Annotated in this window: 15 protein-coding genes; 10 read left to right on the top strand and 5 right to left on the bottom strand. The window is 35.6% G+C overall.

The window, feature by feature from the left end:
• The first annotated feature begins 284 nt into the window (after positions 1-284).
• Positions 285-1325, top strand: a complete 1041-nt coding sequence (locus tag EZJ43_RS15875; protein WP_243718116.1) for a metallophosphoesterase family protein — start codon at positions 285-287, stop codon at positions 1323-1325.
• Positions 1326-1502: 177 nt separating this feature from the next.
• Positions 1503-2159 (top strand): protein-L-isoaspartate(D-aspartate) O-methyltransferase, encoded by a 657-nt coding sequence (locus tag EZJ43_RS15870; protein WP_133263702.1) that lies wholly within the window; start codon positions 1503-1505, stop codon positions 2157-2159.
• 94 nt (positions 2160-2253) lie between these two features.
• Here EZJ43_RS15870 and smpB read toward each other — a convergent pair whose 3' ends face one another.
• The 3 genes from smpB to EZJ43_RS15855 form a co-directional block, all read right to left on the bottom strand.
• A complete protein-coding gene (gene smpB, locus EZJ43_RS15865) occupies positions 2254-2703 on the bottom strand; it encodes an SsrA-binding protein SmpB (protein WP_133263701.1) in 450 nt (149 codons plus the stop codon).
• Positions 2704-2885: 182 nt separating this feature from the next.
• Positions 2886-4748 (bottom strand): Nramp family divalent metal transporter, encoded by a 1863-nt coding sequence (locus EZJ43_RS15860; RefSeq protein ID WP_133263700.1) that lies wholly within the window; start codon positions 4746-4748, stop codon positions 2886-2888.
• Positions 4741-5400: a metal-dependent transcriptional regulator gene (locus EZJ43_RS15855; protein WP_133263699.1), complete on the bottom strand. Its 660-nt coding sequence runs from the start codon at positions 5398-5400 to the stop codon at positions 4741-4743. The genes EZJ43_RS15860 and EZJ43_RS15855 overlap by 8 nt, the downstream gene beginning before the upstream one ends.
• Before the next feature lie 126 nt (positions 5401-5526).
• Here EZJ43_RS15855 and EZJ43_RS15850 point away from each other — a divergent pair, with 126 nt between their 5' ends.
• Both EZJ43_RS15850 and EZJ43_RS15845 read left to right on the top strand, forming a co-directional pair.
• Entirely contained in the window at positions 5527-5997 is a 471-nt protein-coding gene (locus EZJ43_RS15850; protein ID WP_133263698.1) for an Lrp/AsnC family transcriptional regulator, read from the top strand.
• Between the two features lie 445 nt (positions 5998-6442).
• Positions 6443-6760 (top strand): hypothetical protein, encoded by a 318-nt coding sequence (locus EZJ43_RS15845; RefSeq protein WP_133263697.1) that lies wholly within the window; start codon positions 6443-6445, stop codon positions 6758-6760.
• Between the two features lie 667 nt (positions 6761-7427).
• On the opposite strand, the gene ung is transcribed toward EZJ43_RS15845, so the two are convergent.
• Positions 7428-8108 carry a uracil-DNA glycosylase gene (gene ung / locus EZJ43_RS15840; RefSeq protein WP_133263696.1) on the bottom strand — a complete coding sequence of 227 codons (681 nt, stop codon included), beginning with the start codon at positions 8106-8108 and terminating at the stop codon, positions 7428-7430.
• Between the two features lie 24 nt (positions 8109-8132).
• Positions 8133-8645, bottom strand: coding sequence for a thioredoxin family protein (locus EZJ43_RS15835; RefSeq protein ID WP_133263695.1), 513 nt, complete (start codon positions 8643-8645; stop codon positions 8133-8135).
• A gap of 92 nt (positions 8646-8737) precedes the next feature.
• Here EZJ43_RS15835 and EZJ43_RS15830 point away from each other — a divergent pair, with 92 nt between their 5' ends.
• The 6 genes from EZJ43_RS15830 (at position 8738) to EZJ43_RS15805 (ending at position 17616) form a co-directional block, all read left to right on the top strand.
• Positions 8738-9277 carry a DUF2892 domain-containing protein gene (locus EZJ43_RS15830; RefSeq protein WP_133263694.1) on the top strand — a complete coding sequence of 180 codons (540 nt, stop codon included), beginning with the start codon at positions 8738-8740 and terminating at the stop codon, positions 9275-9277.
• Between the two features lie 142 nt (positions 9278-9419).
• Positions 9420-9974, top strand: coding sequence for a hypothetical protein (locus EZJ43_RS15825; RefSeq protein WP_133263693.1), 555 nt, complete (start codon positions 9420-9422; stop codon positions 9972-9974).
• 428 nt (positions 9975-10402) lie between these two features.
• Complete coding sequence (gene pafA, locus EZJ43_RS15820) at positions 10403-12097, top strand: alkaline phosphatase PafA (RefSeq protein WP_133263692.1); 1695 nt, start codon at positions 10403-10405, stop codon at positions 12095-12097.
• An 816-nt stretch (positions 12098-12913) separates the two neighbouring features.
• A complete protein-coding gene (rhaT, locus tag EZJ43_RS15815) occupies positions 12914-14005 on the top strand; it encodes an L-rhamnose/proton symporter RhaT (protein ID WP_133263691.1) in 1092 nt (363 codons plus the stop codon).
• Between the two features lie 26 nt (positions 14006-14031).
• Positions 14032-16152 (top strand): bifunctional aldolase/short-chain dehydrogenase, encoded by a 2121-nt coding sequence (locus EZJ43_RS15810; protein WP_133263690.1) that lies wholly within the window; start codon positions 14032-14034, stop codon positions 16150-16152.
• Between the two features lie 180 nt (positions 16153-16332).
• A complete protein-coding gene (locus EZJ43_RS15805) occupies positions 16333-17616 on the top strand; it encodes a sugar isomerase (protein ID WP_133263689.1) in 1284 nt (427 codons plus the stop codon).
• Positions 17617-17619: the final 3 nt, after the last annotated feature.

Genomic DNA, 17619 nt, shown 5'->3' with positions numbered 1-17619 from the left:
TTTTCGCCGGAACTTAGCCCAGCCATTGCTTCGTTTTTGAAGCTCTCAAAATCAAAATCTTCTCCTGTTCTCATCGCTAATTGTGTTTAAAGGTTTAACGCTTTGACACAGTTCGTGGTACATACTCTTTTTTTTGTTTTAAATGCGAGTTCTGGCTATATTTAGTTGACAATATAAAATGATAATTACTGCCAAAACCGTTAATTTTAAACTTTGTTAATTTAACACAATGTTGTTTAATGCGTAAATTTTTAAAAAAGTTATTAAGTGATTGGGTTATTCGAATGTCGAACAAATTTGGTTCACGACCAAATCGTAAACGTATTCATAGCGCATTAACAAAATTATTTAGAACCATAAATAAAGAACCCGGTAAACGAGGTTTAATTTTTGAAATTAACGAAAAAGATAAATTTGTCATCCTTTCTGATCAACATAAAGGTGCGAGAGATTACGCCGACGATTTTATGTTCTCGGAAAACAATTATTTACATGCCCTTAAATATTACAACAACGAATTGTTCCATTACATCAATTTAGGTGATAGCGAAGATTTATGGGAAAACCTTTTAGAATCGGTAATTAAACACAATAAGGCAACTTTTCAGGCCGAAAAAATGTTTATCAATAGAAATGCTTTTACAAAGATTTTTGGTAACCACGATTTGTATTGGGATAACGATCCACTCGCTGGATTTAATTTGAATAGGATTTATGGGAAAAAGATTCCTATTTATGAAGGGGCAATTTTAAAAATAAAGTTAAACAATCAGGTACTAAATATTTTCTTAACACATGGCCACCAAGGCGATTTGCAAAGTGATGGAAATTGGTTTAGCAAATGGTTTGTGAGCAATGTTTGGGCGCCCTTTCAATCGTTTTTGCGACTTAACCCAAATACGCCTGCTTATGACAATCAGTTAAAAACGCTACACAACAAAATGATGTACAGTTGGGTGGTAAATCAAGAAAATATAGTTTTAATTACGGGGCACACGCATCAACCCGTTTTTGCATCGCTAACGCATTTAGAGCGCTTATATGTACAGCTAACTGAAGCCAAAAAGAACAATCAAAAAGATAAAGTTGACGAATTATTAGCCGAAATTAACAAAAGAATTAAAATAGGCGACAAAGCACCTCGATTTAGAAAATATATCCCAAGGTATTTTAATAGCGGATGTTGCTGTTTCAGTGATGGTGACATCACAGGAATTGAAATCGAGAATGGTAAAATTAGCCTGATCAAATGGTCATCAATAGAAACTGGAACTTCGGCGAGATATGTATTGGAACAAGCTAACCTTAGCGATTTAATTAATTAACACACGCTTTAAATTTGAGTTTTGGAAAATTTTAAACTTTAGCTCTTTTATTAATTTTCATACTATGCTAAGTTCCATAATTTTAGGTAAAAATATTTACTAAATAAATCAAATTAAGAAAAGTGTATTTGTTTTTATCTTGCATCAGCAATTAAAAAAAGTTAATTTTGAGGGAGTATGGCGTATAAATTTGTTGATAATTACCGGGAGCAGGGTGCAAGGAAGAAGTTGGTTGAGCTATTAAAATCTCGCGGTATTGGAGATGAAAATGTACTCAAAGCAATTGGAAAAGTACCCCGTCATTTCTTTTTTGACGAGACTTTTTGGAATCAATCTTATAAAGATATCGCTTTCCCGATAGGAGATGGGCAAACCATTTCGCAACCTTATACAGTTGCCTATCAAAGCGAATTACTGCATATTAAAAAAGGCGATAAGGTATTAGAAATTGGTACAGGTTCTGGCTATCAAACTTGTATATTGATGGAGCTTGGCGCTAAAGTTTTTACCATCGAGCGACAAGAAAATATTTTCAACAGAACCATTCAAGTTTTACCGGGAATGGGCTATAAAGCAAACTTTTATTGTGGCGATGGCTCTAAAGGAATTGCCGAACATGCTCCTTATGATAAAATTATTGTAACTGCGGGAGCTCCTCTTGTACCCGAAATTTTATTAAAACAATTAAAAATTGGCGGTATTTTGGTAATCCCGGTAGGTGATGAAAAAACCCAAAAAATGATTACTGTAATTCGTATAAGCGAAAACGACTTTGATAGAATAGAGTTAGATACTTTTAGATTTGTGCCATTGGTAGGCGATCAGGCATGGTAAAGTGGAATTACGATTTTAGAATTACGATTTACGAACGGAACGGAGTATAGTAATCATGGTTATGTAAACTGGCAATTGCAAATTGATAACTGATCTAAAATTTCATCGCTCTATCCATTTCACGCTTCACATCTTTATCCTTCATACTTTCACGTTTGTCAAATTCTTTTTTACCTTGAGCAAGCGCAATTTCTATTTTTGCATAACCTCTCTCGTTTACAAAAATTCTTAAAGGCACAATGGTATAACCTTTCTCTTCTCCTTTGGCTTTTAATTTTTTGATTTCTTTTTTCTGCAAAAGTAAAGCCCTATCTCTTTTGATATCATGATGATAAAATGAGCTATGGCTATATTCGGAAATATGAAGATTTCGGACGTATAAATTGCCACCAATAAACGTACAAAAAGCATCAGTCATATTGGCTTTGCCCTGTCGGATAGCCTTAATCTCGGTGCCCAGCAATGCAATACCAGCAATATACTTATCTATTAAATTGTAATCGAAATACGCTCTTTTATTTTTTATTTGAATATCGTTCTTCATAATTCTGTGCTAATATCTGAAAGAAAAGCCGATAAAATGAACTTTCTCTTTGTTTTTGCCACCTACATCTGCTTCAATTTAATTTTTTTTCATGGTTGCGGTAAACTTATTTTAAATTGAAGTAGCTATCATTAACCGCATCCGAAATAGGTAAACCCCTTTTAATCAGATCATAAACTAAATTACCTAATAATTAAAACTGGCATACTAACTTTATGTCTAACGGCATCAACGGTAGTACCAAAAATTAAATCTTTTAATCCTTTATGTCCGTGGGCGCCCATTACCAATAAATCTAATTCGTTTTTATTGCTAATTTCGGCAATCGCTTTCGCGGTAGAGCCAAAGCCAATAAATGTTGATGAATCATAACCTAAATCGGCGAGATTAGTTTTGTATTTTTCCAAATTCTCTCCATCTGCCTGCGTTTCATGATCCATAACCCGATCGCCATGATAACGCGCTGCCGCAGTTTCCACTACGTGAATTAAATAATAATGCGCTTCTTTGCCCCCCTGAATTAAGGCATGTCGAATTGTATTTACATCGTTTTTGGAGAAATCAACCGCGATTCCAATATTGCGATAATTTATCTTATCAATTTTACCAATGTCAAGCGCATTTCCGTGTGGAACAATTTGCCGATCTTCGTTTTTACTTTTGATTAGGGGATGAAAGAACACGTACAACAACAATAAAACAATTGCTGCAATTGCTGGGTAAAGGATGACATAAATCCACCACGACCCGCTACTTTGAGTCCAAGTGCTTACTTCTTCAATTACAAGTTTTACATTTAAAATAAGAATTGTTGCAGCACTTAACCAAGCTAAAACCTTAACCCAAGTTTTAATAGCGAAATCTTTCATCAATTTTTTATCCGAATTGAAGTGAATTAACGGAATAACCGCAAAACCTAATTGCAAACTCAAAACCACCTGACTCAAAATCAGCAATCCACCTAATGCGTCATTACCATAATATAAAATTGTAAAAAATGCAGGAATAATAGCCAAAAGCCTCGTAATTAAACGACGCAACCAAGGTTGAATGCGAAGATTTATATGGCCTTCCATTACAATTTGGCCTGCTAAAGTACCAGTGATGGTAGAACTTTGGCCGGCAGCAATTAAAGCAATCGCAAAAAGGGCAGGTGCAACATCACCAAAAATATTTGATAAAAGTTTATGTGCATCCTGAATCTCTGCTATATCGTGATGACCGTTGGTGTAGAAAGCAGCTGCTGCTAAAATTAAAATTGCGGCATTTACAAAAAATGCTAGATTAAGTGCTACTGTGGTATCAATCAGGTTAAATTTTAAAGCTTCTTTTATCCCTTTATTAGTGCGCTCAATTTTTCGGGTTTGCACCAGCGAGGAGTGGAGATATAGGTTGTGCGGCATCACGGTTGCACCGATAATTCCTATTGCGATATACAATGCATCACCTGATAGTGCAGATGGCTCGAAACCTTTTGCAATCTCTTTTAGCGATGGTTCTACGATAAACATTTCGATGAGGAAGGAAATACCTACGATAAAAACCATCGACACAATAAACCCTTCCATGGCGCGCATACCTCTATTCATAAGGAAAAGCAATAATAAGGTATCAAATATGGTGATTGAAATACCCCAAATTAATGGCAAACCGAATAAAAGCTGTAAACCAATCGCCATGCCTATTATTTCTGCTAAATCGCAAGCTATAATTGCAGTTTGTGCCAGGCCAAACAACGGAATATTTGCCCAGCGCGGATATGCTTGTTTGGATGCTTGTGCTAAATCTAACCCTCGAACAATACCCAAACGTGAACTTAAGGATTGCAGCAACAAGGCAATAAGGTTAGACATTAAGAGTACCCAAATAAGTTGATAGCCAAACTTACTTCCGCCGGCCAAATCTGTCGCCCAGTTGCCAGGATCCATATAACCTACGCTTATAAGATAAGCAGGGCCTATAAATGATAAGATGCGACGCCAGCCTTTTCTTTTATTCGGATCGACGCTTTGGTGTACTTCGCTAAGCGATTCTGTATTACTCATGTAATTTCGTAATTAAAATATGTTTTGCAACTTCTCTGCTCACGTTAACCGTTGTATCGTTGTATATTATCTCTAATGATCCATCAAACTCAGTAATAGCTACAACTTTAATTTGTTTACCCAAGGTTAAGCCGATTTTTTCTAAATGTTTTAAATATGGAGAACTATGCTCGCTAACACCTGTTATCGTGCCGAAGTCATTTACGCTCAATTCTATCAATTTAGTAAAAGTAGCATCTTCAAATTTTCCATTTTTATCGGGGATAGGGTCTCCATGGGGATCAATTTTCGGGAAACCTAAAAAAGAATCTAACCGTTCTACCAATGCTGCAGATTTAATATGCTCTAACTGCTCTGCTACTTCGTGCACTTCATCCCACTTAAAATTTAGTTTGTCAACTAAAAACACCTCCCATAAGCGGTGTTTGCGCACAACTTTAATCGCTGCGTCCCTTCCTTTAGCCGTTAACGAAGCTCCTTGGTACTTTACGTAATCTACCAAACCCTTTTCCGATAGCTTTTTTAACATATCTGTAACCGATGCAGGCTTGGTTTGAATCTGCTCTGCAATGGCATTTGTTTGCACAGTTGCCGTTTTATCAGACAAATGATAAATTATTTTAAGATAATTTTCCTCTGTAAAGCTTTGCATTTAAATATATCTAACTTTTAATTTAGACAAATCTAAAAATTAATATTTAAAATTTATGTTATATTTTTTGCAAATTTTTAAAATTAAATTTGGTTATAGCAATGTCTTGATTTACCTTTGACGAATATGGCTGCAGAATTAGATAAAATAGATTTTAAAATTTTAAGAATTTTACAAGAAAACGGTAGAATTACGAACTTACTTTTATCTCAAGAAATAGGGTTATCGCCGGCGCCTACATTAGAGCGTGTGCGCAAACTTGAAATGGCTGGCTATATAAAAAGTTACCATGCTTTGGTTGATGAGGAAAAGCTTGGCTTGGGTATAAAAACATTTATCCAAATCCAATTAGATTTTCATAAAAACAACACCATTCAAATCTTTTTGGATGAAGTAAACCAAATAAAAGAAATTACCGAATGCCATCATGTTACTGGTCAAGCAGATTTTTTGCTTAAAGTTTATGTAAAGGATATTAAATCGTATGAACGTTTAATTATGGAGAAAATCAGCAAAATATCTGTAGTGAAAACTTTCCAAACGATGATGATTATGAGTACCACCAAAAAGGAGCCGATCGTGCCTTTGGAGTATTAAATTTCAATAGTTTTACCCATTTAGGTGTCTGAAAGAAGGTTTTGAGTTTTGATGGTTTTGCGCTTTGTCATCCCGAGTTTCGAGGGATCTATATTTTAGATTTTGATATTATTTTTTGCCAGCTAAAGCACTAGGCTTTAATCTGTTATTCTAGCGCAAGCGTCCCGCTTGTGATGTATTTGTAAATTAGAACAAGATATATTTAGGTTTAAATTGTTTTTAGTGTTAAGTCACAAGCGAGACGCTTGCGCCAGATTGGGGGAAATTATTTTTTGCCAGCTACAGCACTAGGCTTTAATCTGTTATTCTAGCGCAAGCGTCCCGCTTGTGATGTATTTGTAAATTAGAACAAGATATATTTAGGTTTAAATTGTTTTTAGTGTTAAGTCACAAGCGACACGCTTGCGCCAGATTGGGGAGACGCTTGCGCCAGATTGGGGCCAGATTGGGGTATACTAAAGACTCTTTGTTGTATGGGAAATTAAAAATTTCTTTCTATTCTGACTCAACTTTTAAATTAAATTTTGATGTACCATTTCTATTTGGAAGTTCAGGCAAATGGCTAGCTGGGGGCAGAGATGTGGAAGATTGGAATAGAATGTACTATAAGAGTTGGAAATTTCCAGACGAAGACTATCAAGGAAATCAATTTTCAGGTGTTTGGACCCAAGATTCAATTTTTTACATCAATGGAGCTACACCAAAGGATAATCAAGATTTTATTCAAGAAATATATTTTAAAAAAATAAAGCAGCCGTTCTAGCCCCCTCTGGCGCAAGCAAATAATCGTTAACTCTAGCGCATAGCGTCCCGCTTGTGCTAATTTAAGCTTTCGTCCTTTTGGGTTAAAAGCACTGCCCAAATTAAAAACCGTTAATTTTTCTTTTACTGTTTGCGCTGTTACCTGGCCTGCTTTTCCCAAGCAACGGGATAAAAAAATCGATAAAAGGGGTAGCGCGAGTGCAGAGAGCCTAGTTCCGATATTTCTTCGGGGCAAACTCGTGGGTTTTACCGATTTTTTGTGCAATGACCCCCTTTAGCGCAAGCAAATAATCGTTAATTCTAGCGCATAGCGTCCCGCTTGTGCTCGTTTCGGCTTTCGTCCTTTTGGGTTAAAAGCACCATCCAAATTAGAAACCACTAATTTTTCTTTTACTTTTTGCGCTACTACTTAGCCTGCTTTTCCCAAGCAACGGGATAAAAAAATCGGTAAAAGGGGTAAAGCGAGTGCAGAGAGCCTAGTTCTTCGATATTTCTTCGGGGCAAGCTCGTGGTTTTTACCGATTTTTGGTGCAATGACCCTGCGCTTAGGAATGCCAGCTCTTAAATGATCCAAATTAAATGTTTCATCTTAATTTTGCCGCTAAGTGCTAATCCAGAGAAATATGCGTTCATCAACACCTAAACCACTAATAAAATATGCATTCATTTTATGGTGTTATTTGCCAATCAATCGGTTTCAAATTATTTTTTATCAAAAGCTTATTTGCTTTCGAAAAATGGTTTGAGCCGTAGAAACCCGTATGCACCGAAAATGGGGAAGGGTGTGGCGCTGTTAAAACATGATGTTTTTTCTGATCGATTAACGAAGCCTTTTGTTGCGCATATTTGCCCCACAATAGAAAAACAATATTTTCTCGCTTTTCCGAGAGTGCTTTAATTACCTCATCGGTAAAAATTTCCCAGCCTCGTTTTTGGTGAGATCCAGGTTCTGAAGCCCGAACAGTAAGCGTTGCATTTAACAAAAGTACACCTTGTTGTGCCCATTGTGTTAAGTTACCATGGGTTGGTGTGTAAAAACCTTCAATGTCCGTAGTCAACTCCTTATAAATATTTTTTAATGAGGGTGGAATAGTCGTTCCTTTTTGTACAGAAAACGATAGTCCATGTGCTTGGCCAACCCCATGGTAAGGGTCTTGCCCTAAAATTACCACTTTAACATCATCGAAACGGGTACTATTTAATGCGTTAAAAATATCGCTTCCTTTCGGAAAAATTTCATAACCTCTTGTTTTTTCATCCTGAAGGAAAGATTTAAGACTTTTCATGTAGTCTTTCTCAAATTCTTCATTTAAAACCGCTAGCCAACCGGGTTCTATCGTTGCAGACATATATATATTTGGTGCTGTTGGTAGTTATTTTTTTAGGATGGCAAGTAAATCGCCTTCTAAAGTTGTTTTCGGGTGTTCTACAATTCTACCAATTTCTATACCTTTTCTGTCCATAATAATAAATGTGGGTACCTGTGTGATGTTTAAACCATCAATAATACCGTTTTCTGATTTCTTATTTCCATCAACAGCTATAATTTCAATATTTTTTTCTTTAAACTTTAAAGCATCTAACACTTTGTAAAAGTTAGGTACATTCACTTTGCTATCGCCACACCAAGTGCCTAAAACAATTTTGATTTTTTGGTTGTGTATTAGCTTTTTTATCTCAATGATAGTTGCAGCATCAGGGTTATACGCTTCATAAATAGGATCGTACATTTCTTTAAATTCTGGAAATGAAGTAATTCCTGCTCTGGTACAAGCGTTAATTAATACATCTTTATTTTTCGTTTGATCGTGGATTTTTTTATTAACTTCTTGTGCATTAACGTTCATGGCAAATAGAATTAGGCAAATGGTAAGGATGTTTTTCATGGTTTTATTTTTTTTGTTGAAATTATTGTTTTAAAATTTAAATTCTGCTATTTAAACACGATATTTGCAAAAATATATTTAGAATAAATTTTATGCCAAATTTTATCAGATTAATAATTGGGTTTGCGCTTTTGGGTGGTTCCGTTGCATTATTTTATTTCGGATTTTGGCCTTGGGGCATACTCGCTGTTTTATTAAGTATCATTGTAATTATAACTTTTTTCTTTAATGAGAACATGCTTTTAGCACAATGGTTTTTACGTAAAGATAATATGCCAAAAGCCGATATGTTTTTAAAGCGCATTACAAATTACGAAACTCAATTGGTTAAAGTACAACATGGCTACTATAATCTTTTAATAGGTTTAATACAAAGCAGAACAGCACCTATGCAAAGTGAAAAGTATTTCAAAAAATCGTTGGCTTTGGGTATGCAAATGGATCATAATATTGCATTGGCAAAGTTAAGTCTTGCCGGAATTTCTATTGCAAAAAGAAATAAGCGCGAAGCAACCATGTATTTAGCCGAAGCTAAAAAAGCAGATAAGAATAAATTATTGGCCGATCAGATTAAACAAATGAAAGATCAAATGGGGATGATGGATAAGCAACAACAAGTTAGATACAGATAACCAAAAAAATATTCCATTAAAAAGCCATTTCATTTTTTGAAGTGGCTTTTTTTATGGGCAAAACTCAAAATACCCTTTTATGGGTATTGCCATCACACGCTCATCACCATACATTTATATCATAAATTATAAACAAACGAATATGAACAATGTATCTAAATGGATGAGTTGGGAAGGTGGAATTGATTTAGTCGCCCTTACTTCTCCAGATTTTCAAATGCCAAATTTAATAGTCCACTTAGCGAGAATGGTAAATACACCAATTGGTTGCGCAGCAAGCGGTATGATTTTGTGGCAACCAGATCCTCAATCTGCACCAGCAGTAATGGGCTTCGTGAGTGATAATCAAACCGTGGGAGAATATTTCGGGCCAAACATTTTTGCAGATACGCCTTTTGAATTTGCGCCAGTGTTAAAGGCAGAAATTAATATTGATGTGACTAAAGATAAAGCACTTGCGGTTTGCAAAGTGGGCAATTATACTTTTGAAGTGGACATGACTGATTTTTCAGATCCGTATTTAATTGATAGAACGCCTTCGGCAATGCCTCCATTTTACCAACAAGGCGTAGAAATTCATGCACGCAAAACTGTTGTTAAAATAAATGGCGAGGCCATTAACCTAATTATTCCACCAGTGGGCATTACTGGGGGTCCAGCATCGGTAGTTTCTCCCAATGGCGTTTATGCCAGGTAATTTTTAATCTTTTATTGTTTTATTAAAGCTTGCCATTTAGTTGGTAGGCTTTTTTGGTTTTAAATAGCGTTAAATTACTGGTACCTCCAACTAAAATCGTATCCATTTATTTAGCAAAATTTAGAGATTAATTTCCCTCACACTACATCTGCAGTTTCTTTAACAATGTGATTGTTACATTAAATTAGGGAGAATAGATTATAATTTCGTGAACTTACAGCATGGCTAAAAATAATGAAATTTAACATTTACTTAACCTAGTATTACCTGTAAATTATTAAGTTTGAAAACTGTTACCTAAAATGATCTAATTTTTATCTTTTGAGGATAATTGTGAGTTTTAGTAGTCGATATTTATGTTGAAAATATTTAACGTATGCTTTTATCAAATTAATAACACTATTTAAAGTATAAAACCCAGATTGAATATGCTACAATTTAAAGTGAATTTACCCGCTAGAAAATTTTATTTTACGACAGCGAGAAACTTTTTAATTTTGCTTTTGCTAATCGCTTCTAGTTTTGCTGTGCAAGCGCAAAAAGCCAAAGTAACTGATAATACTTTGCCAAAACCGAAATTGGTGGTTGGTATCGTAATCGATCAAATGCGGTGGGATTACTTATATAGATTTTATGACAGGTATGGCGAAACTGGTTTTAAACGCTTATTAAAACAAGGTTTTAGTTGCGAAAATACCCTAATCAATTATATTCCATCGGTTACAGCGGTTGGTCACTCTACAATTTATACGGGTTCCGTACCTGCTATACACGGTATTACTGATAACAATTGGATTGATAGAGCAAGTGGAAAAAGTGTTTACTGCACCTCAGATAGTGCGGTGCAAAGCGTTGGTACGACTGGTAAATCGGGGCAAATGTCGCCTCGAAATTTATTGGCATCTACCATTACTGATGAGTTAGCAATTGCATCTAATTTCCAATCTAAAATTGTGGGCGTATCTCTAAAAGATAGAGCGTCGATACTGCCAGCCGGACACACGCCAACTGCTGCATTTTGGTTAGATGATGACTCTGGGAACTTTATCACCAGTAGCTATTATATGCAACAGTTGCCAAAATGGGTAAACGATTTTAATCAAGCAAAACATATTGATAAACTTATTGCTAAAGATTGGCATACTTTATATCCGATTGAAACCTACACACAAAGTTTACCCGACAATGCTATTTGGGAAGGAAAATTTAAAGGCGAAACAGAATCCATTTTTCCGCATTTAATTTCTAGTGTTTATAAAAACTCTCGCGAAGATTTTAGAGACACACCTTTTGGAAACACATTAACTTTAGAATTTGCAAAAGCAACTTTAGATGCTTACCAATTGGGAAAAGGTAGTGCGACAGACTTTTTAGCCATAAATTGTGCTTCGACGGATTATGTTGGACACATGTATGGACCAAATTCGGTTGAGGTTGAAGACGTTTACTTACGTTTAGATAAAGATTTGGGTGCTTTTTTCGATGCATTAGATAAGAAAGTAGGCAAAGGAAATTACACTGTATTTCTTACTGCCGATCACGGCGCCTCCAACTCGATAAAATTTAACCAAGCACATAAAATTCCATCAGAAAATGTGAATACAGGCGCGATAAGAGCATCCTTAAACGAATACCTGAAAGGCAAATTCGATGTAGAAAAATTAGTTACTCGAGTATCGTCTTACCAAGTTTATTATAATGCTGATTTAATTGATAAGAAGAAATTAGACTACAATTTAGTTAAACAAGAATCTATCAATTTTCTTCGTAAACAACCGGGTATATCTTTTGCGGTTGATTTAGATAACATTCAAGCAGCCTCTATACCAAATTACATTAAAGAGCGGATTATAAACGGCTACAACTATAAACGCAGTGGCGATGTTCAAATTATAAGTGATCCGGGCTGGTTTTCTGGTGGTTCAACAGGTACAACGCATGGTTTGTATGGCCCAACAGATACGCATATTCCATTAATATTTATGGGTTGGGGAATAAAACATGGTGCTACAAACCGCGAAACTTATATGACAGATATCGCACCAACGGTTGCAGCTTTCTTACATATTCAAATGCCTAATGGCGCAATTGGAAAACCTATTGTAGAAGTGTTAAGCAAATAACTATTCAAATGTTTCATGCTTTTGCAAGCTGTTAAATCAAAGAAGTCAAGCTTTAAAAGCTTGACTTCTTTTGTTATACTGTTTTGTAGAAGATGGCTGAGAAGGAAAATACATCAATATTTTTTTTTCGAATTCAAATTCGATTTTCTATAAATAGGAGTATAGTGTTTCATGCTTTTGTAAGCTGTTAAATCAAAGAAGTCAAGCTTTAAAAGCTTGACTTCTTTTGTTATACTGTTTTTTAGAAGATGGTTGAGAAGGAAAATACATCAATATTTTTTTTTCGAATCCAAATTCGATTTTCTATAAATAAGAATATAGTGTTTCATGCTTTTGCAAGCTGTTAAATCAAAGAAGTCAAGCTTTAAAAGCTTGACTTCTTTTGTTATACTGTTTTTTAGAAGATGGCTAAGAAGGAAAATACATCAATATTTTTTTTCGAATTCAAATTCGATTTTCTATAAATAGGAGTATAGTGTTTCGTGCTTTTGCAAGCTTTTAAATCAAAGAAGTCAAGCTTTAAAAGCTTGACTTCTTTTGTTATACTGTTTTTTAGAAGATGGTTGAAAAGGAAAACACATCACTATTTTTATCGAGAATTCAAATTTAATTTGCTACAGATAGCGGTATTATGCTTCATTAACAACCTTTTTTTTAAGGCAAAATTGGCCTGAAAAGCAATCTATTTTTTTTTGCATTCAAAATTAATTTCAATAAATAGAGGTCTAAATACCTTTAAATTTTTTCACCATAACAGTTCATAACAGTTAAATACCAATCATTTTTTACTTTCGATAAACCAAATATTAATAAATTATGCAAGCAATTTTAGGCGTATTCTTTCATTTCATCGGGGGTTTTGCTTCCGGTAGTTTTTACATCCCCTATAAAAAAGTAAAAGGATGGTCATGGGAAAGTTATTGGATCGTTGGCGGAATTTTCTCTTGGTTAATTGTACCGCCTTTGGCCGCATATTTAACAGTTCCAAATTTTACGCATTTTTTAACAAGTGCTAGTGGAAGCATTTTATTTTTAACTTACATATTTGGTGTATTGTGGGGCATTGGCGGTTTAACATACGGCTTAGGTGTTCGTTACCTTGGTGTTGCCTTAGGTAGTAGCATTATTTTGGGTCTTTGCATGGTTTTAGGCTCAATTTTACCATCAATTTATTTTGATATTTTCCCTAAAGAAGGAAAAGATACATTTACCATGTTTCTACATACCGATTGGGGACGAATGGTTTTATTGGGTTTATTGGTATGCGTTTTGGGTATAATCATCTGCGGTAAAGCAGGGATGATGAAAGAGAAAGAAATCAGCACTGCCGTTACCGATCCTCACGGTTTAGAAATTAAAACAGAATATAAGTTCGGTTTAGGTTTATTTGTGGGCATTGTTTCCGGTGTGTTAAGTGCGTGTTTCAATTTCGGTATCGAAGCTGGTAAACCTATTGCAGATGCCGTTAATACAGTTTGGAAAGCTGCAAACCCTACAGAAACTACAAATTTTCTATTTTCAAATAATGTAACCTATATTATCATCCTTTGGGGAGGTTTAACCACTAACTTTATTTGGTGTATGATTCTAAACGCTAGAAACAAAACATTTGGAGATTACGCAAACAAAAAAACACCTTTACTTAAAAACTATATCTTTTCGGCACTTGCCGGAACAACTTGGTTTCTACAATTCTTCTTTTATGGAATGGGAGAGAGCAAAATGGGGAATGGCGCCAGTTCTTGGATCCTGCACATGGCCTTCATTATATTAGTGGCAAACGTTTGGGGTATCGTGCTTAAGGAATGGAAAGGCGTTTCGAAGAAAACATACGTTACGGTTATAGTAGGTATTGTTACCATTATTGCATCCGTGTTAATTGTAGGTTACGGAAATTCAATTAAATAATTTTAAAAAGAAAAAATATCAATTATATGTCTGTTAAAGAAAGTAATTATAAATACGTTAGCTATTTGTGGGACGACCAAGAGGCTGCGAAATTAGAAGGTGATGAAGTTGCATTGCTTATATATCGTTCAAATCTTCTTGGTGCCGATCTCCGCTTAACTAATTATGGCGGTGGCAACACATCATGTAAATTAAATGAGGTTGATCCATTAACGGGTTTAGAAACCGAAGTGATGTGGGTTAAAGGTTCTGGTGGCGATTTAGGAACGCTGAAAAAAAGTGGTTTAGCGGCATTATATGTAGATCGTTTGCGTAGCCTCAAAAATATTTATAGAGGTGTAGAACATGAAGATGAAATGGTTGATTTATTTAACCATTGTATTTATGATTTAGCTTCAAAAGCGCCATCTATTGATACACCACTACACGGTTTTCTACCTTTTAAACATATAGATCACCTTCATCCAGATGCTGCTATTGCAATTGCGGCAGCGAAAGATGGCAAAAAAATAACCCAAGAACTGTTTAACGGAACAATTGGATGGGTAGAATGGAAAAAGCCAGGTTTTGAACTCGGCTTATCGCTAAAAAAATGTTTGGATGAAAATCCAGGTATTCGTGGTATCATGTTGGGTTCTCACGGTTTGTTTACCTGGGGCGATACTGCTTACGAAAGTTATGTAAATACGCTTGAGGTTATCGAAATCTGTTCGGCTTATTTACAAGAAAATTACGGTAAAAAAGGTCCTGTTTTTGGCGGACAAAAAATTGAAAGCGCAACTGAAGATAACCGTAAAAAGCAAGCTGCTTTATTAGCGCCCGTTTTACGTGGTTTATGCTCATCTAAACAACACATGATTGGGCATTTTACCGATGATGCTCGCGTACTTGAGTTTATTAATTCAAACGATTTAAGCCGACTTGCCCCAATGGGCACAAGTTGTCCTGATCACTTTCTGCGCACCAAAATAAGTCCGCTGGTTTTAGATATTGCCAATGATGCTGATTTAACTGATGTTGAAACTTTAAAGCAAAAACTTGTACCTGCTTTTGAAGCTTATCGTGCCATGTACACCAATTATTACGAAACATGTAAGCATGATAATAGTCCTGCGGTACGCGATACTAATCCAGTTGTAATTTTATATCCTGGCATTGGAATGTTTACTTTTTCTAAAGATAAACAAACCGCCAGAGTAGCTGCAGAATTTTATACCAATGCAATTAATGTGATGAAAGGTGCCGAAGCGGTATCAGAATATACTTCTTTACCTCATCAAGAGGCGTTTAACATCGAATATTGGTTGTTAGAAGAAGCAAAATTGCAGCGAATGCCTAAACCAAAACCATTAACTGGTAAAATAGCAATGATTACGGGTAGTGCAGGTGGCATAGGAAAAGCGATTGCTAAAAAGTTTGTAGCAGAGGGCGGTGTTGTTGTATTGAATGATATGAATGCCGAGCGCTTGCAAGAAGCAGGAGCGGAGTTCGAAAAGTTGTTTGGTAAAGATTCTTATTCGACTGTACAGTTAGATGTTACCAGTGCAACTGATATTGATAAAGCATTTAGTGCTGCTGCTTTAGCTTTTGGAGGCGTAGATATTATTGTGAATAATGCTGGATTATCAATTTCTAAACCAATTGGAGATCATACCGAAAAAGATTGGGATTTGTTGTATGATGTTTTGGTAAAAGGACAATTCTTTGTTACGCAAGCCGCCGCACTTACCATGCAAAAACAAAGCATTGGTGGCGATATTATCAATATTGTAAGTAAAAATGCATTGGTAAGTGGGCCAAACAATGCGGGTTACGGTAGTGCAAAAGCTGCGCAGTTACATTTAAGCCGTTTAAATGCGGCAGAACTTGGTGCCGATCACATTAGGGTTAATGTAGTTAATCCTGATGCTGTAATTAGCGACAGTAATATTTGGGCAGGTGGCTGGGCCGAGGGAAGAGCAAAAGCTTATGGTATTACGGTAGCCGAATTGCCTTCGTATTACGCAAAACGCACCTTGTTAAATCAAATTATTTTACCTGATGATATTGCCAATGCTTGCTTTGCGTTTGTTGGCGGGTTGCTAAATAAATCTACCGGAAACATTTTAAATGTAGATGGTGGCGTAGCAATGGCATTTGTAAGATAAAAATTACATCCCATTGGGATAAAAACAGATAAATTCGTCATCTCAATAATCGAAATAATTTATTGAGATGACGAAAAATAAAAACCGAATTTTAACCAAATTTTCTAGTAAGCTAACAATCTTATTCGTCATTATTAAGCGCATTGTTACTGCAAACTAGTTAAACCTAAATATATTCTAATGAAAATTGAGCACAACCAAATAGAACAGCACAACGATTCACTTTTAACTTCTCATCAACGCAAGTTAAATAATTTAAAGGCAGATTGGTCGCACTTGGATATTGAAAGCATTATTCAAAAACTTGTTGATTTTCAAATTGCAATTCCAAGTTGGGCATTAGGAACTGGTGGTACGCGTTTTGGCCGTTTTGCCATTACTGGTGGCGAACCGCGCACCATTGAAGAAAAAATTGAAGACGTTGGTTTATTACACGCCTTAAATGGCGCAAGTGGATCAATTTCTTTACATATTCCGTGGGATATACCACAAAATGCTACGGAGTTAAAAGCTTTAGCCTCTAGCTATGGTTTAACTTTCGATGCCGTGAATTCAAATACTTTTCAAGATCAGGCTGATGCTGCACATAGTTACAAGTTTGGATCGTTACAAAATGTAAATAAGGCTATTCGCAAACAAGCTATTGAACATAATATTGAAGTAATTAAACAAGGTGTTGCTTTAGATTCGAATGCTTTAACGGTTTGGTTAGCAGATGGATCATGCTTTCCAGGTCAATTAAACTTTCGTAAAGCATTTGAAAATACGTTAGAAAGTTTAGAAGAAATTTATTCGGCTTTGCCAGAAGATTGGAAAATGTTTGTAGAGTACAAAGCTTTCGAACCGAATTTTTATTCTACCACAGTTGGCGATTGGGGTCAATCGTTATTGTACGCAAGTAAATTGGGTAAAAAAGCTTATACTTTGGTCGATTTAGGTCACCATTTACCTAACGCTAACATCGAGCAAATCGTTTCCTTATTACTAATGGAAGGTAAGTTAGGCGGTTTCCATTTCAACGATTCGAAATATGGCGACGATGATTTAACCGCAGGAAGTATTAAACCTTACCAACTTTTCTTAATTTTTAACGAGTTGGTTGAAGGTATGGATGCTAAAGGAATGAACCATGCGAAAGATTTGGGTTGGATGATTGATGCATCTCACAACGTAAAAGATCCTTTAGAAGATTTATTACAATCTGTTGAAGCGATTATGTTGGCTTATGCACAAGCATTATTTGTTGATAGAAAAGCATTAATCGAAGCCCAAGAAACAAATGATGTTGCAAAGGCGCAAGAAATTTTACAAAATACTTTCCGTAGCGATTTAAGATCGATTGTTGCAGAAGCTAGATTGAGAGCAGGAGCGGCACTTTCGCCAATTGGTTTGTACCGCAACTTGAGTTGCAGAAATAATTTGGTGCAGCAACGTGGGCAAAAAACAGTAGCCACAGGTTTATAATTT

Origin of the sequence: Pedobacter changchengzhani (assembly GCF_004354365.1) — a bacterium.
Classification (GTDB): Bacteria; Bacteroidota; Bacteroidia; order Sphingobacteriales; family Sphingobacteriaceae; genus Pedobacter; species Pedobacter changchengzhani.
Note: the sequence above shows the minus strand (reverse complement) of the source record. Positions and strands in the feature narration are given on the sequence as shown.